Source organism: Bradyrhizobium sp. NBAIM08 (assembly GCF_020193935.1).
Taxonomy (GTDB): Bacteria; Pseudomonadota; Alphaproteobacteria; order Rhizobiales; family Xanthobacteraceae; genus Bradyrhizobium; species Bradyrhizobium yuanmingense.
This window is the reverse complement of record NZ_JADYVR010000001.1, coordinates 1,094,602-1,115,572: the sequence shown is the minus strand read 5'-3', so window position 1 is coordinate 1,115,572 and position 20,971 is coordinate 1,094,602. Positions and strand designations below refer to the sequence as shown.

Below are 20,971 nucleotides of genomic sequence, written 5' to 3'. Positions count from 1 at the left end.
CACGTGACCGTGCTGACGCGCCGGATTGGCGGCGCGGAGCTCGAGGTCATCGTCGCCGATATCACCACACTCGGCGTTGACGCCATCGTCAACGCCGCGAACACGTCGCTCCTTGGCGGGGGCGGCGTGGATGGCGCGATCCATGACGCCGCTGGTCCCGAGCTTCTCGCCGAATGTCAGACGCTCGGGGGATGCCCGACCGGCGATGCCAAGATCACGAAGGGCTATCGTCTGCCCGCCCGATACGTGATCCATGCCGTCGGTCCGGTCTGGCACGGCGGCACTCGCGGCGAGGCGGCGGCACTTCGTTCCTGTTACCGCCGTGCGCTGGAGCTCTCCCAGGCCAATGGGCTGACTTCGCTGGCGTTCTCCGCGATCTCGACCGGCGTATATCGTTTTCCTGCCGACCAGGCGGCAAAGATCGCGGTCCATGCCGCCATCGAAGCCCTGCCTGCTGCGCCGCTGGTTGCGCACGTCATATTTTGTTGTTTCTCGGAGGCAAGCGCCGCCCTCCATTCGGATGTCTTGGCGCGGTACGGCAGCCCTTGTGCCTGATGACGCGGTCGGTACACTCCGATGCGCCATGTTCCGGGGAGGGGATATGATTTCACAATTTGGACTGCGTGCGCTCGCCTGCGGCGCGTTGGTGTCGCTTGCCGCGATCTCGCCGGCGCGCGCGGAGGGCACTTACGAGATTCCGGCCGGCGCACGTTTCAACCAGGAGAAGCTCGGCAGGATCACCGAGTTCTTCAAGAACGAGGTTGCGACGGGCAAGATCGCCGGTGCAAACGTGCTGATCCAGCAGCATGGCAAGCCGGTCTATCACGAAGTCTTCGGCGTTCAGGACGTGGTCAGCAAGGCTCCGATCACGGACAAGACCATCTTCCGCCTGTTCTCGATGACCAAGGCGATCACTGCGGTGGTCTCGATGCAATTGGTCGAGGAGGGCAAGATCAAGCTGGACGATCCCGTCTCGAAATACATTCCCTCCTTCGCCAATGTGAAGGTCGGTGTCGAGAAGAAGGCGGAGGACGGCACGAAATCGCTCGAGCTGGTGCCGCCGAAGCGGCCGATGACCGTGCACGATCTGATGACGCACACCTCGGGCATCACCTACGGCTTCTACGGCGACAGCCTGGTCCGCAAGGCCTATCGCGAGGCCAACATCTATGCCGGCGACTTCGATCTGGCCGAGTTCGCCGAACGCATCGCCAAGCTGCCGTTGCACAACCAGCCGGGCGCGCTCTGGCAATACGGCCACTCGACCGACGTGCTGGCGCGTGTGATGGAGGTCGCCGCCGGCAAGCCGCTGATCGACATCATGCGCGAGAAGCTGCTCGATCCTCTCGGCATGGTCGATACCGGCTTCTTGGTCACGGACCCCGCGAAGCAGAAGCTTCTGGCCCAGCCCGTGCCGAACGATGCCGATTTCCGCGTCGGCCGCATCAATGATCCGACGGTCGTCAAGAAGATCCAGTTCGCCAGCGGCGGCATGGTCACGACCATGGCGGATTACAGGCGCTTTTCGCAGATGCTGCTCAATGGCGGCAGTCTCGACGGCAAGACCATCCTCAAGCCCGAGACGTTCAAGCTGATGACCACTGATCAGGTCGGCCCCGGCTCCGGCGTCGAGCGCGACTATTTCTATTTCCCCGGCGACGGCTTTGGCTTCGGCCTCGGGCTTGCGGTCCGTACCGAGCCCGGCAATGCCAAGCCGCCGCCGCCCGGCAACCTCGGCGAACTCAAATGGGACGGCGCCTCCGGCTGCTATTTCGTGATCGACCCCAAGCAGGACATGTTCTTCGTGCTGCTGGAGCAGACCCCGAGCGAGCGCCAGCGCGTGCAGCGGACATTGAAGCAGCTGGTTTATGAAGCCATGGAGAAGTGACATGAACGGGCGCCGCGCGCTGTTCGCGGCGCTCGTTCTTTTGTTCGGCGCCGTAAGTGCGCGGGCGGGCTCGGAGGGCCGCGCGCACAGATTCACGCCCGAAGGCCTGGCAAAAGTCTCCGACTACATCAGGAATGAGATCGCGACCGGCAAATTTCCGGGAGCGATTCTGCTGCTCCAGCAACACGGCAAGCCGGTCTACTGCGAGAATTTCGGCGTCCGCGACGTCGCGACCCAACTTTCGATGAGTGCGGACACGATCTTCCGCCTCTATTCGATGACCAAGCCGATCACCTCGGTCCTGGCGATGATGCTGGTCGAGGAGGGTAAGCTTGCGATCAGCGATCCCGTCTCGAAATACATTCCGGCCTTTGCCGGCATGAAGGTCGGCGTCGAGAAGAAGGCCGAGGACGACAAGGTCTCGCTGGAGCTGGAGCCGCTCAACCGTCCGGTGACGATCGAGGATTTGATGCGGCATACCGCCGGGATTCCTTATGGCTATTATGGCGGGGACCTGGTGAACAAGCTCTACGCCGACGCCGGACTGTTCGACAGGAATTCGACCAATGCCGAATTCGTCGCGAAGATCACCGCGCTTCCGCTCGCCGAACAGCCCGGCACGATCTGGGACTACGGCCACTCCACCGACGTGCTCGGGCGCATCATCGAGGTGATCTCGGGGACATCGCTGCTCGAGTTCGCGAAGACGCGGCTGCTCGACCCACTCGGGATGAAGGACACGGAATTCTACCTCGCCGATCCCGCCAAATGGCCGCGTATCGCCGAGCCGATGCCGCAGGATCGGGCGATCAGCCCGATCACGCAGGTTCGCGATATCAGGAAACCGCTGCGATGGGAGTCGGGCGGCGGCGGCCTCGTCGGCACGGTCGGCGATTATGCCCGCTTCTCGCAAATGCTGCTCAACGGCGGCACGCTTGAAGGTCGACGTTATCTGAAGCGGGAAACCATCGCCTTGATGGCGAGGGATCATATCGGTCCCGAAACCCGCGTCGAGCGCGACAAGCACTACTATCCGGGTGAGACCAGCGGCTACGGCCTCGGCTTCGCCGTACGTACCGCAGTGCCGCCGGGCACGAACTGGCCGCTTGGCGAATATCGCTGGGACGGCGTTGGCGGCACCTTCTTCTTCATCGATCCCGAAGACGACCTGTTCGGAATCTTCATGGTGCAGACCCCCTCGCAGCGCGGCCGGATCCAGCTCGAGCTGAAGACGCTGATCTATCAGGCGATGGGGCGGTGAGACCTCTCCCCCTTTGCGTAGCCGGATGGAGCGAAGCGCAATCCGGGACGTCCTCACCGCGTGGATAGATCCCGGATTTCGCTGCGCTCCATCCGGGCTACGGGGCTGAGCTTTACGCCCCGCGCACGATCTCGCGCACGTACCCGATCGTCTCCTCGATCTGGCTCGCATTGACGTCCAGATGCGTGCAGGCGCGGATGCGGCCGTCCATCATCGCCAGCGTCACGCCGCGCTGACGGAGGGCTGAGACCATCTTGTCGCCGGGGATGCCGGCGCCGTCGGGCTTGAAGAACACGAGATTGGTCTCGGGCTCCTGCACCTCGATGCCCGAGATCTGCGACAGGCCGCGGGCGAGCGCGCGCGCATTGGCGTGGTCGTCGGCCAGGCGCTCGACGTGGTGGTCGAGCGCGTAGATGCAGGCTGCCGCGCAGATGCCGGCCTGCCGCATCGAGCCGCCGAGCCGCTGCTTCCACTGCCAGACCGCGTCGATGAAGGCGCGCGAGCCTGCGAGCACGCCGCCGATCGGTGCGCCCAGGCCCTTGGAGAAGTCGATCCAGGCCGAGTCCCAGCCTGCGGTCATGTCGCGGGGCGAGATGCCGCTCGCAACCGTGGCGTTGAGCAGGCGCGCGCCGTCCATGTGGGTGACGAGGCCGTGCTGCCTGGCGATCGCGACGATCTCGTCGAGCACCGCCTTCTTCCAGATCGTGCCGCCGCCGATATTGGCGGTCTGCTCGACACTGACGACGGTCTGCGGCGGCTGGTAGCGGGTGCGCGGATGCAGCGCCTTGCGAAGAGTCTCCGGCGTGAACTGGCCATCGGGGCCCTTGAGCTGGGTGACCTGGAAACCGCCGATCGCGGCATGCGCGCCGCCTTCGCGCGCGATGATATGCGCGGTCTCATGGGCGAGGATCTCGTCGCCGGGGCGGCAATGCACCAGCGTGGCGGTGACGTTGCACATCGTGCCCGAGGGCATGTAGACCGCAGCTTCCTTGCCGAGCAGATCGGCCACGCGCTCGCACAGCGCGTTCACGGTCGGATCGTCGCCGACCTGTTCGTCGCCGACTTCCGCCCGCGCCATCGCCTCCCGCATCCCTGCCGTCGGCTTGGTCTGCGTGTCCGAGAGCAGATTGATGCGCACCGGCGGCGCCTTGGGATCGACGGGGGGAGGGGTGTAGAGCATGGCGTGTCTCATCTCTAGTCGAACAATTGCGACGTATTGCGTGCGTGCCCCGATGACCTGTACTAGCCACGAGAACGTTGAGCGACGCGCTGTCGCGCGGCAAGGAGGATGTCGTCTGGCGTGTCTGCTGTGAAGATATTGCAATCGGGCAGAGCGAACAGCCCCTGATATCGGCAGATCTGCTCGGCGCGGGAGAGGGCCTCCCACGCGCGAAGCGCCGCTTCAATCGGCGTTGCAGAAGGCAGAGTGTTGGCGAACTGGTCGGCCGCGCGAGACATCGATGACATGCTACCAAACAAAAAGGCCCCGGAGAACCGGAGCCTTTTGAATGTCGATCTGCCGAAACTTATCAGCGCGAATAGAATTCGACGACCAGATGCGGCTCCATCTGCACCGGGAACGGCACGTCGGAGAGGCCGGGGATGCGGGCGTACTTCGCGGTCATCTTGCCGTGGTCGACTTCGAGATAGTCGGGGACCTCGCGCTCGGGAAGCTGGCTGGCTTCGAGCACGTGGGCGAGCTGCTTGGAGGCTTCCTTGACCTCGACCACGTCGCCGACCTTGAGCTGATAGCTCGAAATGTTGACCTTGCGGCCGTTCACCTTGATGTGGCCGTGGTTGATGAACTGGCGTGCGGCGAAGATCGTGGAGACGAACTTGGCGCGGTACACGACCGCGTCGAGACGACGCTCCAGCAGGCCGATCAGGTTCTCGCCGGTGTCACCCTTGAGGCGGCTGGCCTCGACATAGATGCCGTGGAACTGACGCTCGGAGATGTTGGCGTAATAGCCCTTCAGCTTCTGCTTGGCGCGCAGCTGCACGCCGAAGTCGGAGAGCTTGCCCTTGCGGCGCTGGCCATGCTGGCCGGGGCCGTATTCGCGGCGGTTGACGGGACTCTTCGGGCGGCCCCAGATGTTCTGGCCCATACGGCGATCGATCTTGTACTTCGCCTCACTGCGCTTAGTCATCGCGTCCTCTTCAGGTCATGGTTTGAGGAAACGCGCCCTCCTGTGTGACGGGATGATCCCGGCACCGACAGGTCCGATCCCCAAAGCTTAAGGGAGAGGACCACGGGTCGCGAAACGCTTCGCGGGCCGAAATCGGCCCGCGAGCAGGCGGCTTTTAGGGGACTTTGGGGTTGGCTGTCAATTCTTTAGCCTGTCATTCCGGGACCTGCGACGACGGTATTCTTATGTCCTGACCGCCCGGACCGGCTTTGACCCCGCCGCCCGCAATTCGGCAGCAATTTCAGTGTTCAGGACCTGTTCCAGCCGGGTCAGGACCCGCGCGATCGGGGCGGCGTCGGTGACGCGGTGGTCCCAGCGGATCACGACATGGATGGTCTGATCTGGCTCGACCAGCCCATAGCTCAGGACAAAGGGGCCCGGCGTGATCGGGTGGAGCTCGCCGCCGCCGTAGGCGGCGACCGAGCTTACCGCAAAGCTGCCGAACCAGTTACCGCGCTGACGGCCGAAATTCAGACCGATGGCCAAGGACAGGCGCCGCAATGGCAACGGCAAGCGGGTCGCCCGCATGATCTTGCGGTACATCGGAACATCCTCGATCGGGGCCGTCTTGCCGCGTCGGATTTCCGCATCGACTTCTGCCAGCGAAAGAGCCTCGGGACCCGCGATTCGCTGCAGCAGCACGCATTCCTCGCCATCCTCGACCCGCGCGATCGCGACCGTCGCCACGCTCTTTGGAAGCTCATACAGAGCCGGCCAGGGCCATTTGACGTAAAGGGTGCGCAGGATCGGCTCGTCCTTTGCAACCAGGGCGAAAGCCTTGACGAACATCGCGGCCCAGCCGGCGGGCGCGGCCGCGTCCGCGCGGGCCTCCAGCAGGGGGCGGATATTGAGCGAACGGGCCAATGAAACGAAAGGTACGCCCTTCGAGGCGTGCATGAGGTCGCAGATCACACGACGACGCAGCGAAATGGTCTTGGGCGTCCCGCGCATAGGCCTCCGGTTCCAAATCAAAAGATCAAAATATGTGCAACGAGCGGGGCCCGCCTGCTCGCTCTAGCACGAACCAACCCGCTTGGGGCCGGTCGGTTCGCCGCACCGAGCAGCGCCAAAGATTGACCCCCTTTAGACCAAAAAATCATCCATTTTCAATGATTTATATCTCGATCAGGCGCTCTTGGTCGCGTCGGTCGGTCATGCGTCGATCGGCCCGATCAGCGCCTGACCCCCTCGTAGGCCGCCATGATGCCGCGCTGGAACAGCGACCAGTCGAAGCCCAGCGCAATCGCGCGGTAGCCGCGGTCGATCAGCGCATTGGCCTGATCGGCGGTGCGCGCCACCCCGCCGATCGGCACCCCGCTCTTGAGGATGCCCGCCTCGGCGCGCGCGATCAGGTCCAGCAATTGCGGATCATCCATCTGGCCGCGCTTGTTGATGGAGGTGGCGAGATCGCCGGGACCGATGACCGCGACGTCGATACCGGACGTTGCCATGATCTCGTCGATGCGATCGACCGCGTCGACGTGCTCGATCGTGATCATGCAGATCATCTCGTCGTCGGCAGAGGCCATGTAATCAGGCATCGACTGGCCCCAGCGGAACGGCGCGTGGAAGGGGCCCCAGAGCCGATCGCCCCGCGGCGGGTAGCGCACGCTGCGCACCGCTTTCTCGGCATCCGCGCGGCTCGTGATCATCGGGAAGTTGATGCCGAAGGCACCGATGTCCATCGGCGCTTTCGCCAGCCACGGCTCGTTGGCGGCGATCCGCACCAGAGGCGTGCACGGCGTGCCCGTGGTCGCGGCGATCATCGCGTGGGCTTCGGTCAATCCGATCGGGCCGTGCTCGAGATCGACGATGATCCAGTCGAGCGAGCGCGCCATGATCTGCACCATCTGCACGCTCGGGATGGTCGCGATCGCACCGAAGGCGGGGCGACCCTCGCGCCAGAGCTGGCGGAGGCGGTTCAGCGGCTTTGCGGGGACCGACATGGAAAATCCTGCGGGACGATGGCGACGGCAAAGCCTAGCAGCGCGCCGCCAGTGCGCAAGCTCAGGCCACCGCGCGTCCGCCGAAGAACGGCGTCAGCGTGGCGCTGAGACCATGCACGCGGTTCGATGTAAAAATCATCTCGGCGCCGGACTGCGCGATGCCGCCGGTCGGCGGGCCGAGCAGGTCGGAGACGCGACGGGCGATCGCGGGCGCCGGATCGATCCAGTCGACCGGCCAGGGCGCGAGCTTCTTCATCCGGTCCAGCAGAAGCGGGTAGTGCGTGCAGGCGAGCACCACAGTGTCGGTGCGCGCGCTCGCATCCGAGGCGTCGCCGACGAAGCAGGGAGCGAGCTCGGCGAGGATGGCTTCGTCGCTGATCGGGCTACCGCCGAGCACGGCTTCGGCCAGCGAAGCGAGCTCGGGCGAGCCGACCAGCGTCACCTCGCATCCTTGTGCGAAATCGCGGATCAGCGCCTTGGTGTACTCGCGCTTCACCGTGCCCTTGGTGCCGAGCACCGAAACGCGGCGGGTCCTGGACTGCGCACAGGCCGGCTTGATCGCCGGCACCGTGCCGACGAAGGCTACGGAATAGGCGGCGCGCAAGTGAGACAGGACCAGGGTGGACGCCGTGTTGCAGGCGATGACGACGAGGTCTGGACTATGCCGGCCGATCAGCTCCCCCATCAGCGGCACGACGCGGGCGATGATCTCGTCCTCGCTGTGGTGGCCATAGGGGAAGAAGGCGTCGTCGGCGACGTAGACGTAATGCGCGTCGGGCCGCGCCGCCACGACCTCGCGGAGCACCGTGAGCCCGCCAAGGCCGGAATCGAACACCAGGATCGTCGGAGAATTGGTCACGTCGCCACCCTAGCCCGGCATGGTTACCATTCGGTTTTTAGGGCGATTTTGCGGCGATCCCGCAAAGACCGGGGGGCGTCTCGTGTCACGGACGCGCTGCGTCGTCATCCCCGGCGTCAGATCGGCCGCGCGGCGCTCACGCGATCCTGTTGGTGGTGGTCCCGCGCTCGGTTGCCAGCTGCTTCTGCAGGCGATCGATGTTCTGCAACAGGCGCTGGCTGGTCAGCACCAGGAAGTAATAGCCGAATTGCGGATCCTGGAAGTAGATCTCGAGCAGCCGGTCATAGGTGATGGTCAGCACCTGGCCGTCCTCGATGCATTCGACCGTCCCCGTGCGCCGGTTGTCCGGCGTGAGGAAGCCGAGCTCGCCCATCAGCGCCCCGGGGCCGATCTCGACGTTGATCTCCTTGACCAGGAACTTGCCGGTGACGGTGAGGAACATTTCGTTGGCTGGGTCACGCATCTTGAAGAGGATGTCGCCGCGCCGGTATCTGCGCTCGGTCATGAATGGCTTGAGCCATTCGATCGACATGTCCCCTTCGGCCGCATGGCGCGCCTTCTTGACCAGCTTCAGCATCTGCCGCAGGCGCAGCGCGTTGATCGGAAGCATCAGGAGATAGAGCAGGAACGTCGCGACGTTGGCGGAGAGCGCGCCGAAAAGAGCGAAGAACGCGCAGCCGATCATGTTGGCGACGCGCAGCGGCACCATTGTCCGCATCAAGAGGGTGGCGACGAAGAAGACCGCCCCGACCACGGCGAACAGATTGGCGAGCGTGATGTTGTGGACGAAGATCTCCAGGAGCCGGTTGAAGATCGCCTCGTAGGTGACGCTGTCGGGATCGAGCCCCATCTGGACCAGGATTTTCGCGATCCTGAGGTTGTCCGTGGCCGCTTCGAGGATGCGGTCGAGGATCGACGAAACGTCTGCGCTGCCGGACGGCATGGTACTAACCCCACGTAAGGCATTCAGTCCTGGTCGGCACCCGTATAGCCGAAATCGAATGACGACCGCTTGAATGACGCTTCCGGCCATCGTGCCGCAAGGGGCAAATTTTAGCCTGATCGGGCGTTTCGGCAATTGCCCGTTGGTTGCGCGTCCGGCCGCGCAGGCCCGTGATTCGGGCCAGCCGTGCGGGCTTGGGCGTCGCTGACGGGCCCGAAGCGACCTTCGTTTACGGCTTGGCGGCGGGTTGCACGACCCGCTGCTCGACGAGGCCGAGCCGCCCCGGCAGAGAGCCGGCGCGCAGCAGCATGGCGACGCTGTTGGCCTCTTCCAGGGTGAAATTGCCGGAAATCTGGCCGGAGCCGCCGGTGATGGGCTCGCGGATCACGGGCGCGGAGATCACCTTGTCGTCGAGCACGATGGCAAAAGGCTTTCCGACATTCTCTGCCGTGATATGGGCGAAGCGCCGCGTGCCGCGGCCGTTGAAGCGGAACGATGCGATCGGCTCCTTGCTGTCGCCGGTAAATCCCGGGCCGGCATAGCTGATCTCGCCGCCCTCGAGCGCGCTGTCCTTGGCGACGAGATAAGGAAGCTTGTCCTTGAAGCCGAGCAGGACTTCCGTGCCCGCCGGCGGCGTGCCCGATTGCGCCTGCTCTGCGGACATCGAGAGGTCGATCAGGCGGAAGCCGACCTTGACCTTCCTGGCGAAGATCGCGGTGATTTGCTCGGGCTCCATCAATCCGGGCAGCAAGATGCGGATACGGTCCATTCCCTCGGGCTGGACGCTGGCGAGCTTGACGCCGGCGTCCTTGAGGCGCTGCTCGATCATGGCGATGGAATCTTCGACGAGATCGCGCAGCCGCGCGGCGGATGCGGCATCGGTCGGCGCGAGCCTGAGCAGCCCGTCGCCGGCGTCGGTGACGTTGAGCGCGTGTGTCGGCAACCCCTCCGCCGCCGCGACGAGCTTGCGCGTGAACTGTTCGCGGCCTTTGCCGTCAGCGATCTTCACGTCGACGCCGCCGTCGCGGATCGCAAGTCCGGAGAACGCGATGCGGCCCTCGCGCAGGATCTTGTAAACGTCGTCGCGCAAATCCGTGACGACCGCCTCCCGCAAGGCATCGGTGTCGACCCTGTAGACGATCCGCGATCCGCCCAGCTTCTCCATCTTGTCGGCGATGAAGGCGGCAACCTTGATCCGCACCTTGTCGAGCTGGCTGTCGGCAAGCGCGGCGCCGGGCAGGGCGATCGCGGATACCATTGTGAACGCAGCGACCAGCCGTGCGATCCGGTTCCGCAGGGGCGTCGTCATGATGACCTCGAGTCTTGCGGCAGGGCGCTGGCGAGTGAATTCAGTGGCAGTTCTTGGTCCCTCGATCAGGCGCAGAGGTTCAAGTGGCGCAGCCGGTAGGCAATGGACGAACGGCAAATCATCCATCATTCTGGTCCGGCTCGGCCGAACACGGCCGAGACCTCGCCGAACCAAACTGTCAAAAGATACGGCGGCGGGGACATGCATCTGAGGGAGGACGGAATTCATGGCGGGCATCCACGCGCTCGATCGGTTGATCGGCAACGACTATCCGGAACTGTTGACGGACGAGGAGGTCCGGGCGTTCGAGCAGGTCCCCTACGCCGACCGCGTCACGGCCGAGAGCACCTATGACGCCATCAGGCTTGGTGCCGAGCGCAATCCCGACGGGGCGGCGATCCAGTTCCTGCAAAATGCCGATCCCGCCGACGCGCCGCTGGTCGTCACGCACCGCGATTTCATCGCGCGCGTCACCCAGGCCGCCAACATGTTTCACGCGCTCGGCGCCGAGAAGGGCGACGTCATCAGCTTCATGCTGCCCTTGGTGCCGGATGCGTTCGTCACTCTGTTCGGCGCCGAGGCCGCCGGCATCGCCAATCCCGTCAATCCGCTGCTCGAGCCGCACCAGCTCGCCGAAATCCTGGAAGCTGCGAACACCAAGATCCTGGTGGCGCTCGGGCCGATGCCGGGCACCGACATCTGGCAGAAGGTCGAGCAGATCCGCCCGCATCTGAAGCATCTGAAAGCCATCGTGCAGGTGTTCGGCGGCGGCGATCCGGCCGATGGCATCTTCGCCTTCAGCGACCTGATCAAGCAGCAGCCGTCGGATCGGCTGGTCAGCGGGCGCAAGATTCGCGGCAGCGACATCGCAGCCTATTTCCACACCGGCGGCACCACGGGTACGCCCAAGCTGGTGCGGCATACCCATGCCAACCAGGTCTATCAGGCCTGGGCACTCAATCTGCTGTTGAAGGGCAAGCCCGGCGCCAACCTGCTGTTCGGCATGCCGCTGTTTCACGTCGGTGGATCGCTGACCCAGGTGCTGACGACGCTGTCGGGCGGGGGCTCGCTGGTCGTGCTGTCGCCGAGCGGCTGGCGCAACCCGAATGCGGTGAAGAACATCTGGCAGCTCGTCGAGCGCTTCAAGCCCGAAGCGCTGTCGAGCGTGCCGACCGTGCTCGCCGCGACGCTCGCGGTGCCGCCGGGGAATGCGGATATCTCGAGCCTGAAATATGCGGCCGGCGGCGGCTCGGCGATTCCGGTCGCGGTCGGCTCGGCGATTCAGGAGACGCTGAAGCTGCCGGTGGTCGAGGTCTACGGCATGACCGAGACCTCGAGCGTGCACACGCTCGCTTATCCGGGCCGGCCGATCCGGCTCGGCTCGGTTGGCCTTCCCATGCCCTATGCGCGCGTGCGCATCGTGCAGCTCGACGCCGACGGCCGCCTGATCCGCGACTGCAAGCCGGACGAGATTGGTGTCGTCATCATGGCCGGGCCCGGCGTGTTCGGCGGCTATCTCAACGACGAGCACAACAAGGGTGCCTTCATTGACGGGGTCTGGGTCAATTCCGGCGATCTCGGGCGGCTCGATGCCGACGGCTATCTGTGGATCACCGGCCGCGCCAAGGATCTCGTGATCCGCGGCGGCCACAACATCGATCCGGCGCCGATCGAGGAGATCATGTTCCGCCATCCCGCCGTCGGCTTCGCCGCGGTGGTTGGCCAGCCCGACGCTTACGCCGGCGAATTGCCGGTAGGCTACGTGCAGTTGAAGCCCGGCGCAAAGGTTGAGCCGGGCGAGCTGGAAGCCTGGGTGCGCGAGCGCACGCCGGAGCGCGCCGCCGTTCCTGTGCAGGTCATTCCGATCGATCCAATGCCGGTGACGGGCGTCGGCAAGGTGTTCAAGCCGCAGCTGCGCTGGGACGCGGCCGAACGCGTGTTCACCAAGGTGCTGGCGCCGCTGGTCGAGCGCGGCATCGATTGCAAGGTGAAGGTCGGTCCGCACGGCAGCCACGGCTCGATCGCGACCGTCACGCTGACGGGCCTGCCGGCTGGGCAGCGCGAAGCGGTGGAGGGGGAGGTGCACGCACTGCTCGCACCCTTCGTGATGCGCCACGAGGTGGTGCAGGCGTAGGTCCGCGCCTGCGGGGCGAGGGCTGACTGCATTAGCTATAAGCCGCGATCGAGGCGTTTATGTGATGGGCCTCACATAGAAAAATTTGGCTTTCGTCGGCGCTCCGAATAGTCTCAGGAAATTGCATCCGAGGGGGCTGCAGTGATTCCGTTTCGGCTATTTGGTTTATTGATTTTTGCGACCTTACTGGCCTGCGGATCGGCACACGCCGATCGGCGGGTCGCGCTCGTCATCGGCAATTCCGCTTACAAGAGCGCGCCCAAGCTCACCAATCCCGCGAACGATGCCACGCTGATCGGCGGCATGTTCAAGAAGGCCGGCTTCGATTCCGTCGATGTCAGGCTGGATCTCAGTGCGAGCGAGATGCGGCGCATGTTGCGCGAGTTCGCCGGCAGGTCACGCGATGCGGACATGGCGGTGATCTACTATGCCGGCCACGGCATCGAGCTCGACGGCAACAATTATCTCATTCCGACCGACGCGACGCTGGAGACGAATGGCGACGTTCTCGACGAAACCATTCCTGTCGAGCGCGCATTGTTCGCGGTCGAGCCGGCCAAACAGCTGCGCCTGATCATCCTCGATGCCTGCCGCGATAACCCCTTTGCGAAGACGATGAAGCGCACGCTGGCCTCGCGGGCGATCGGACGCGGCCTCGCTAAGGTCGAGCCAACCAGCCCGAACACGATGATCGCCTTCGCCGCGAAGGCCGGCTCGACCGCATCCGACGGCGATTCTCGCAACAGTCCGTTTGCTGCCGCGCTGGTCGAGCACCTGCCGAAGCCGGGCCTCGATCTGCGCAAGGCGTTCGGCTTCGTGCGCGACGACGTGCTCAAGAGCACCGGCTACAAGCAAGAGCCCTATGTCTATGGCTCGCTCGGCGGCGACGACGTGCCGCTCGTAATGAAGCCGGCCGCAACCGGTCCGCAGGCAAATCCCCAGGACGCGGTTCGCAGGGACTACGAGCTCGCGCTCCAGCTTGCGACGCGCGATGCCTGGGAAGCCTTTTTGGCGACCTATCCGGACGGCTTCTATGCCAGCCTCGCCAAGGGGCAGTTGAACAAGATCGGTGCCGAAGAGACGCGTCTGGCTGCCGAGCAAAAGGCCAAGGCGGCCGAGCAGGAAAAGGCAAGGCTTATCGCCGAGCGCGCCCAGAAAGCCGAGCAGGAGAAGGCGGCTGCTGCTGCGAAGGCCGCTGAAGAGGCGCGAATCGCTGCGGAGAAGCAAAAGCAGATTGAACAGGCCAGGGCGGAAGCGGCCGAGCAGCAGCGCAAAGCTGCCGAGGCGGCGGCCGCGAAAGCGCTGGCCGAGAAACAGGCGGCAGAGAGGGCCAAGGCCGAGCTGGCGGCCAAGCAGGCCGCCGAGAAAGCGGAGCAGGCCGCCAAGCCGGCCGCCGATCGGCAGATGCCCGAAGTCGAGAACCAGAAAGTGGCTGCGCTCTCGCCCGGACCCACATCCACATTATCGGCGGCCGAGCTTTCCAAATCGGTACAAAGCGAACTGCGCCGCGTCGGTTGCCTGACCTCGTCTGCGGAAAGCGAGTGGAGCTCGGCCGCGCAGCGCTCGCTGACGCTGTTCAACAAAGATTCCGGCACCAAGTTCGACGTGAAGCTGGCCAGCGTCGACGCACTCGATGCTTTGAAGGCCAAGCCGGGACGGGTTTGTCCGCTGGTGTGCAATTTCGGATTCAAGGCCGACGGCGACCAATGCGTGAAGATCACCTGCCGGGCCGGTTATCGTGTCAACGACGATAACGAATGCGAAAAGGTGCAGGAGAAGAAGCCGGTTGCGACGCGCGAGAATTCCAGACCGCGAGACCATGAGCGGAAGGCAAGCGAGTCCGCGCCGTCAAAACCGCAGGCGACCGGTCAGGTCTTTTGCAACAGTGCAGGGTGCCGGCCGGTCCGGCAGGGTTGTCGGCTCGAGACGTGGGGCAATAGGACTGCCGGCCAAACGGCCGGCGGCGGCACCAGCATGGTCGAAGTCTGCAACTGAGCTGGTGATTGCCCGCCTGCTACCCCGCAGGCATTCGTGTTTCCACCAGCCGCGCCCAGAACGAGGCGCCGTGACCCAGAATGTTGTCGTTGAAGACGTAAGCCGGGTGGTGACACTCGTTGCCGTCGCCCATGCCGACCAGCACCATCGCGCCGGGGCGTGCTTCCAGCATGAACGAAAAGTCCTCGGCGCCCATCATCGGGACGAACTTGTCGTTGACGCGCTCAGTGCCGACGATGTCGCGCGCGACGTCGGCGGCGAGTGCGGCCTCGCGGGCATGGTTCATCGTCACCGGATACATCCGCGTGTATTTCGTTTCGGCCGAGCCACCATAGGCGCGGGCGATGCTGTCGGCGACTTCGCCGATGCGGCGTTCGACGAGATCGCGCACTTCGGGGTCGAGCGTGCGCACGGTGCCGGCGAGCTCGGCGACCTCCGGGATGATGTTGAAGGCGGTGCCGGAGTGGAATTGTGTGATCGAGATCACCGCCGATTTCAGCGGATCGACGTTGCGCGCCACGATCGATTGCAGCGCGTTCACGATTTGCGAGCCGATCAGCACGCTGTCGACAGATTTGTGCGGACCGGCGCCGGCGTGGCCACCCTTGCCGCGGACCGTGATCTGGATGTTGTCGGAGGAGGCGAGCATCGCACCCGGCGTGGTGGCGAAATGGCCCTCGGGCAGGTTCGGCATGTTGTGCATGCCGTAGACCTCCTGGATGTTCCAGCGCGTCATCAGTCCGTCCTCGACCATCGCCTTGCCGCCGCCACCGCCTTCCTCGGCGGGCTGGAAGATCATCACGGCCGTGCCGTCGAAATTGCGCGTCTCGGCGAGATATTTGGCCGCGCCCAGCAGCATCGCGGTGTGGCCGTCATGGCCGCAGGCGTGCATCTTGCCGGGGACCTTCGAGGCATAAGACACGCCCGACGTCTCCATGATCGGCAGCGCGTCCATGTCGGCGCGCAGGCCGATGGTCTTGCCGGAGGCCGACTTGCGGCCGCGGATCACGCCGACCACGCCGGTGCGGCCGATGCCCGTCACCACCTCGTCGCAGCCGAATTCGCGCAAGCGATCGGCGACGATGCCGGCGGTGCGGTGGACTTCGTAGAGCAGCTCGGGGTTCTCGTGGAAGTCATGGCGCCAGGCGGCCATTTCGTCGGAGAGGGCGGCGACGCGATTGACGATGGGCATGAGGGAATCCGTTTTCTGGTTGTCGTTTGTAGGGTGGGTTAGCCCCGTGGATGCGCAAGCGCATCCACTAGGCGTAACCCACCACGGTTTCCGTGGGAGCGAAAGAGGTGGGTTACGCCCAGCGGACTGCGCTTGGCGCAGGCCGCAAGGCTAACCCACCCTACGATCCTACGCTTCCCCGAACACGCGCCTGAAGATCGTGTCGACGTGCTTGAGGTGATAGCCGAGGTCGAACTGCTCCTCGATCTCGGCGTCGGTGAGATATGTCTTCACCTCACTGTCCTTCTTCAGCAGCTGAAGGAAGTCGCCTTCGCCGCGCCAGACCGGCATGGCATTGCGCTGCACGAGCTTGTAGGCATCCTCACGGCTGGCGCCCTTCTGGGTCAGTGCTAGCAGCACGCGCTGCGAATGCACGAGGCCGCCGAGGCGGTCGAGGTTCTTTTGCATGTTGGCGGGATAGACCAGCAGCTTGTCGATCAGGCCGGCGAGGCGCACCAGCGCGAAGTCGAGCGTCACGGTGGCGTCCGGGCCCATCATGCGTTCGGCCGAGGAGTGCGAGATGTCGCGCTCGTGCCAGAGCACGACGTTCTCCAGTGCCGGCGTCACATAGGCGCGCACCATGCGGGAGAGGCCGGTGAGGTTCTCCGACAGCACCGGGTTGCGCTTGTGCGGCATGGCGGAGGAGCCCTTTTGTCCCTCCGAGAAGAACTCTTCGGCCTCGAGCACCTCGGTGCGCTGCATGTGGCGGATCTCCACGGCGATGCGCTCGATCGAGGAGGCGATCACGCCGAGGGTCGAGAAATACATCGCGTGACGGTCGCGCGGGATCACCTGGGTCGAGATCGGCTCCGGCACCAGGCCCATGGCCTTGGCGACATGCTCTTCGACGCGCGGATCGATCTGCGCGAAGGTGCCGACGGCTCCGGAGATCGCGCAGGTCGCGACCTCCTTGCGCGCCGCGATCAGACGTTCCTTGGCACGCGTGAATTCGGCATAGGCATAAGCGAGCTTGAGGCCGAAGGTGACGGGCTCGGCATGGATGCCGTGGCTGCGGCCGATGGTCGGCGTCATCTTGTGCTCGAAGGCGCGCTTCTTCAGCGCGGCCAGCACCTTGTCGAGGTCGGCGAGCAGCAGGTCGGCGGCGCGGGTGAGCTGGACGTTGAGGCAGGTATCGAGCACGTCGGAGGAGGTCATGCCCTGGTGCACGAAGCGCGCCTCGGGGCCGACGATCTCGGCGAGGTGGGTGAGGAAGGCGATGACGTCGTGCTTGGTCTCGCGCTCGATCTCGTCGATGCGGGCGACGTCGAAGATGGCGTCCTTGGCCTTGGCCCAGACCGTCCGGGCGGCCTCCTTGGGGATGGTCCCGAGCTCGGCGAGGGCGTCCGCCGCATGCGCCTCGATCTCGAACCAGATCTTGAACCGGGTCTGCGGCTCCCAGATCGAGGCCATTTCCGGGCGGGTGTAGCGGGGGATCATGGGGCGGCTCCAGGAAGGTGGGCGGGCGGTCCCGAGAACGGCGGCGCCGGCCAAAATGCTTTTTACGCCGTGATGTAACAGAGCAGGCAGGGCGAAACAAACGGTCTGGGCCCCGGAAGAAGGGCATCGCCGACCTTTCCACCGGACCGGCCGGCCGGGATGGCGGCGCTTGGCCGCAGATATTAACTGTCAATCACGGATCATTGACTGACAGATATTGAAATCTGTCAGCGAGACGTGTATATCCGTTCTCGGACGCTCCGATTGGGCGTCCCGCGACAAGCCCCGGGGAGCCCGACATCCGAGCCACGCTCGGATCGGAGGGCGGATTGAAGAGCGGGGACCGCGGACGAATGGAGACTTAGACAATGACGACCGAAATCCTCAATTTCACTGGCGTGATTGGGCATTGGCTCAATTTGCTGGTGGCGCGCCAGATCGCGGCGCAGGCTGCAAAACTGCCGCATTAAGGCATAGGCTTTCCGAAACGACCGGCCAGGGCGCTTCGGAAGCAGCCCTACTGCCGGAGTAAACTGAGCCCTGAACGGGAACATGGTGCTGGCATGAATGAAGCCGTTGTCTTGACGCCGGAGCGGATCCTCGAAGTCACCGAGGACGTGCTCAGGCGTTACGGACTTGCCAAGGCCACCGTGGTCGACGTTGCCCGTGCGCTCGATGTGAGCCACGGCAGCGTCTACCGTCATTTCCCCAGCAAGGCCTCGCTGCGCGAGGCCGTTGCCAAGCGCTGGCTGGACCGCATCGACGCCCCGCTGCTGGCGATCGCCAGGGAGCAGGGATCGGCGCCCGACAGGCTCGACCGCTGGCTGCGCACGCTGTTCGCGGCCAAGCGTTCGCGTGTGCTCGACGATCCTGAAATGTTCGAGACTTATCTGACTCTGGCGCGTGAGGCCTGCGCGGCCGTCAAGTGCCACAAGGACACTATGATCGACCAGATCGCCGCGATCCTGACCGACGGCGTGCAGCAGGGCGAGTTCGCCGTGGGCGACGTCAAGGTGACCGCGCGCGCGATCTTCGATGCGACCGTCCGCTTCCACCATCCGGCCCATGCCGAGGAATGGAAGGACGCCGATCTCCCCGCGCGCCTCGATGCGACGCTGGCGCTGCTGCTGCGTGGGCTGAAGGCGGCCTAAGGCCGCAGAACCCGTTCAGCCCTGGGTGCTGTCAATCAACCTCGCGTTTTCTGGAGAGCGGCGCCGTCGCGGGGCAAGGGTGCGGATGCCGAATGTCTGCGCGTGTGGAAGGCAGGATCGGACGATGGCACGACCGGCGGACTATCCGGATAAGCGTTGACCGCGATTTCGACGGCGTCCTTCGACCGCCTTCGAAGCCGGTAGAATGTCAGCTCCTGATCGAACATCGGACAGCGAAAGTGGACGATGGCGGTGTCCGGCAGGCGGCAAAGTTCGTCGATGAGCTCGCCTACTGTGATGATGGGGGGATGGTCGACTGCTTTGGGGTGACCCTTACTCATGACCCTTTACTCCTTGTCTGCCGTACTAACCGGAGCCGGATCGGAACCGTTCCAATTTCGTTCGGCAGATTGAGGATCGCGAGGGATGAGCCTGTGCGGCAGCTTTGCTGCTAGATCCTCGTCAGCCCGCAGGTCGCGGCGAGCCGCACCAGCTGCGCATCGGTGCGCGCGCCGGTCTTCGACTTGATCAGGTAGTGATAGTTCTGCACGGTCTTGACGCTGAGATTGAGATGCGCCGCGATCTCTTCGGTGGTGGCGCCGCCGGCGAACTGGCGCAAGATCTCGATCTCGCGCTCGCCCAGCTGGTCCAGCACCGAGCCGGTCGGGGACAGGCTGTCCTCCGCCAGCACATGCGCGATGTCATCGCTCATGGCGCGCTCGCCGCGGGCGACGCTGCGAATGGCGTTCACGACCGCGGACGGCTCGCTGCTCTTGGTGACGAAGCCGGAGGCGCCAGCGCCGAAGGCCGCCTTCACCAGCACGGCCTCATTGTGCATGGTGAAGACGAGAATGCGCGCCCGCGGGCTGCGGGCGCGGATGTTGCGGATCGCCTCCAGCCCGCTCGCGCCGGGCATCGAAATGTCGAGCACCACCACGTCGGGGTCATGCGCCTTGAACGCGCCGTAGGCGTCGGCGGCGTTGTCGGCTTCCGCCACGACATGCAAATCGCCCTGGCTCTCCAGCACGCGCCGATAGCCTTGCCGCACGATCGGATGGTCGTCGACCAGCAGCACGGAGATGCCTGTTGCCGCCACCTCGTTCATTCCGGCCTCATGCAGCGAGCGGAATGGTGGCGGCGATGCTGAGGCCGCGGTTCGCGGGCAGGATCGACAGCGATCCGCCGGCGGCCGTGACGCGCTCGCGGATTCCGGTGAGGCCGAAGCCGGCCGATTGCGCGACACGCTCCGCATCGCCGCCGCCGTCGTCCTCGACGCGGATCAGCAGCGCATCGTCCTCGCCGGCGCGCCGCTCGACGCGGAGCGAGATCTCGCGCGCTGCACTGTGGCGCAGCGCGTTGGTCAGGCATTCCTGTGCGACCCGATAGGCGGTGGTGGCGGCCGGGCCGCTGATGTCCGTGAGGTCGCCCCTGAGATCGAGCTGGATCGCCGGCCGCGCGGCGCTGTGCGAGCGCCAGCTGTCGACGAGATTGACCAAGCTCGCCTCGAGCCCGAGCTCCTCCGGCAGCGGATTGCGCAGCCGGTTCAGCGCGTCGCGCAGCGAGGCCATCAGATGGTGCGTCGCCTGCGAGATCATGCGCGCGTCCTGCGCGATCCCATCATCCTTGTGCCGCTTCGTACTCGCCGTCTCGATCGTGTTGGCGAAGGCGAGAATGGCGGACAGATTCTGCCCGAACTCGTCGTGCAGCTCGCGGGCGAGCGCGCGGCGCTCGTCGTCGCGGATCTCGATCAGGCGGCGCGTCAGCGCGGCGCGCTGCTCGGTCGCTTCCTCCAGCCGGCCGCCGAGCTCGCCGACGGCGCTGCCGATCATTGCCAGCTCCATGGAGCGGAAGCGCGGCAGCCTGGTGCGATACTGACCGCGCGCCATGCGCTGAAGCGCGGTGACGATCGCGCGCGCCGGCGCCAGCGCGTGCGCGATGGCGAGCGAGGCGAGCAGGGCGATCGCCGCCGCCATCAGCAGCGCGACGTCGATGACGTTGAGGATGTAGTCCCAGGCGAGCGCGATCGCGGCGGTTGCATCGGGCGTCGCAACGACGGTGCCGGCGGCTGCGGCGCGGGGGCTGACGGGCCGCACCACCTCGGCGTGGCTGCCGAGGAAGGTCGGCACGATGGCGGCGAACCAGCGCGGCGGCGTCTTGCCCAGCCCCTCGCTCTGGCCGCAGAGCGGCTTCTCGAAGGCCGCCGCGGGCTGGAACTCGACGCAGACGCCGGGCGAGATCAGCTTCATCGTCTCCAGCGTGCGCCACTCCGGAACCGGCAGGAGATGCTCGCGCGCCCTGCTGCTGCGCAACAACAGCTCGCGCCAATACAGCGCCTGAAGCGCCTGCGCGACCCGCTGCGCCGACGCCGCCGTCGCCCGATCGACGCTGCGATAGGCATCGAACGTGGCCCATACGGTCGCGGCTCCCAGGCACAGCGCTACGATTAGAAGCAGGCGAGCTACAAGCTGAAGCACGAGGCGCATGCGATCACCCCCGACGTTTGCTAAGGTCAGCCTAACAACGCCGCCGTGCCTTGCCAATCGCAGAACGCTAGGGATTGCAGCTCGGGCAAATTTCCCAAGCCGGATTGGGCATGGGTCTTTGGACCAGAAACGGCGGCTTTGATCTAAT

Annotated in this window: 19 protein-coding genes; 6 read left to right on the top strand and 13 right to left on the bottom strand. The window is 65.1% G+C overall.

Annotated features, from left to right (window positions below; translation table 11 throughout):
• Positions 1-3: 3 nt before the first annotated feature.
• The 3 genes from I6F37_RS05510 to I6F37_RS05500 are packed head-to-tail and all read left to right on the top strand — an operon-like array spanning position 4 to position 3,149.
• Positions 4-555, top strand: a complete 552-nt coding sequence (locus I6F37_RS05510) for an O-acetyl-ADP-ribose deacetylase (RefSeq protein ID WP_109143232.1) — start codon at positions 4-6, stop codon at positions 553-555.
• A gap of 46 nt (positions 556-601) precedes the next feature.
• Positions 602-1,888 (top strand): serine hydrolase, encoded by a 1,287-nt coding sequence (locus tag I6F37_RS05505; protein ID WP_036012922.1) that lies wholly within the window; start codon positions 602-604, stop codon positions 1,886-1,888.
• Between the two features lies 1 nt (position 1,889).
• The gene (locus I6F37_RS05500; RefSeq protein WP_036012920.1) at positions 1,890-3,149 is read left to right on the top strand and encodes a serine hydrolase; all 1,260 of its coding nucleotides are present in this window, start codon (positions 1,890-1,892) and stop codon (positions 3,147-3,149) included.
• Positions 3,150-3,261: 112 nt separating this feature from the next.
• Here the strand turns inward: I6F37_RS05500 and I6F37_RS05495 are convergent, their stop codons facing one another.
• The 8 genes from I6F37_RS05495 to I6F37_RS05460 all read right to left on the bottom strand — a co-directional run bounded on the left by I6F37_RS05495 (position 3,262) and on the right by I6F37_RS05460 (position 10,392).
• Positions 3,262-4,329 carry a low specificity L-threonine aldolase gene (locus I6F37_RS05495; RefSeq protein ID WP_036012919.1) on the bottom strand — a complete coding sequence of 356 codons (1,068 nt, stop codon included), beginning with the start codon at positions 4,327-4,329 and terminating at the stop codon, positions 3,262-3,264.
• A gap of 62 nt (positions 4,330-4,391) precedes the next feature.
• The gene (locus tag I6F37_RS05490; protein WP_036012917.1) at positions 4,392-4,607 is read right to left on the bottom strand and encodes a hypothetical protein; all 216 of its coding nucleotides are present in this window, start codon (positions 4,605-4,607) and stop codon (positions 4,392-4,394) included.
• 71 nt (positions 4,608-4,678) lie between these two features.
• Complete coding sequence (gene rpsD / locus I6F37_RS05485) at positions 4,679-5,296, bottom strand: 30S ribosomal protein S4 (RefSeq protein WP_036012915.1); 618 nt, start codon at positions 5,294-5,296, stop codon at positions 4,679-4,681.
• 222 nt (positions 5,297-5,518) lie between these two features.
• On the bottom strand, positions 5,519-6,286 hold the full coding sequence (locus I6F37_RS05480) for an acyltransferase (RefSeq protein WP_036012914.1): 768 nt from the start codon (positions 6,284-6,286) through the stop codon (positions 5,519-5,521).
• A gap of 221 nt (positions 6,287-6,507) precedes the next feature.
• Positions 6,508-7,281: an HpcH/HpaI aldolase/citrate lyase family protein gene (locus tag I6F37_RS05475; protein WP_225150533.1), complete on the bottom strand. Its 774-nt coding sequence runs from the start codon at positions 7,279-7,281 to the stop codon at positions 6,508-6,510.
• Between the two features lie 61 nt (positions 7,282-7,342).
• Positions 7,343-8,140 (bottom strand): glutamate racemase, encoded by a 798-nt coding sequence (murI, locus tag I6F37_RS05470; RefSeq protein ID WP_036012907.1) that lies wholly within the window; start codon positions 8,138-8,140, stop codon positions 7,343-7,345.
• Positions 8,141-8,276: 136 nt separating this feature from the next.
• The gene (locus I6F37_RS05465; RefSeq protein ID WP_036012905.1) at positions 8,277-9,083 is read right to left on the bottom strand and encodes a Crp/Fnr family transcriptional regulator; all 807 of its coding nucleotides are present in this window, start codon (positions 9,081-9,083) and stop codon (positions 8,277-8,279) included.
• A 229-nt stretch (positions 9,084-9,312) separates the two neighbouring features.
• On the bottom strand, positions 9,313-10,392 hold the full coding sequence (locus I6F37_RS05460) for a preprotein translocase subunit SecD (protein WP_225150531.1): 1,080 nt from the start codon (positions 10,390-10,392) through the stop codon (positions 9,313-9,315).
• A gap of 226 nt (positions 10,393-10,618) precedes the next feature.
• Here I6F37_RS05460 and I6F37_RS05455 point away from each other — a divergent pair, with 226 nt between their 5' ends.
• Complete coding sequence (locus I6F37_RS05455; RefSeq protein ID WP_036012901.1) at positions 10,619-12,526, top strand: acyl-CoA synthetase; 1,908 nt, start codon at positions 10,619-10,621, stop codon at positions 12,524-12,526.
• A 168-nt stretch (positions 12,527-12,694) separates the two neighbouring features.
• Entirely contained in the window at positions 12,695-14,521 is a 1,827-nt protein-coding gene (locus I6F37_RS05450) for a caspase family protein (protein WP_225150529.1), read from the top strand.
• A gap of 19 nt (positions 14,522-14,540) precedes the next feature.
• Here I6F37_RS05450 and I6F37_RS05445 read toward each other — a convergent pair whose 3' ends face one another.
• Both I6F37_RS05445 and purB read right to left on the bottom strand, forming a co-directional pair.
• Entirely contained in the window at positions 14,541-15,713 is a 1,173-nt protein-coding gene (locus tag I6F37_RS05445; protein WP_036012899.1) for a M20 aminoacylase family protein, read from the bottom strand.
• 168 nt (positions 15,714-15,881) lie between these two features.
• Positions 15,882-17,189, bottom strand: a complete 1,308-nt coding sequence (purB, locus tag I6F37_RS05440; RefSeq protein ID WP_109143240.1) for an adenylosuccinate lyase — start codon at positions 17,187-17,189, stop codon at positions 15,882-15,884.
• Positions 17,190-17,752: 563 nt separating this feature from the next.
• Here purB and I6F37_RS05435 point away from each other — a divergent pair.
• Positions 17,753-18,340, top strand: coding sequence for a TetR family transcriptional regulator (locus I6F37_RS05435; RefSeq protein WP_036012895.1), 588 nt, complete (start codon positions 17,753-17,755; stop codon positions 18,338-18,340).
• Positions 18,341-18,375: 35 nt separating this feature from the next.
• On the opposite strand, the gene I6F37_RS05430 is transcribed toward I6F37_RS05435, so the two are convergent.
• From I6F37_RS05430 to I6F37_RS05420, 3 genes are all read right to left on the bottom strand, one after another.
• Positions 18,376-18,681 carry a hypothetical protein gene (locus tag I6F37_RS05430; protein WP_074448241.1) on the bottom strand — a complete coding sequence of 102 codons (306 nt, stop codon included), beginning with the start codon at positions 18,679-18,681 and terminating at the stop codon, positions 18,376-18,378.
• A gap of 110 nt (positions 18,682-18,791) precedes the next feature.
• On the bottom strand, positions 18,792-19,445 hold the full coding sequence (locus I6F37_RS05425) for a response regulator transcription factor (RefSeq protein ID WP_036027820.1): 654 nt from the start codon (positions 19,443-19,445) through the stop codon (positions 18,792-18,794).
• 7 nt (positions 19,446-19,452) lie between these two features.
• Complete coding sequence (locus I6F37_RS05420; protein ID WP_225150527.1) at positions 19,453-20,823, bottom strand: sensor histidine kinase; 1,371 nt, start codon at positions 20,821-20,823, stop codon at positions 19,453-19,455.
• Positions 20,824-20,971 lie beyond the last annotated feature (148 nt).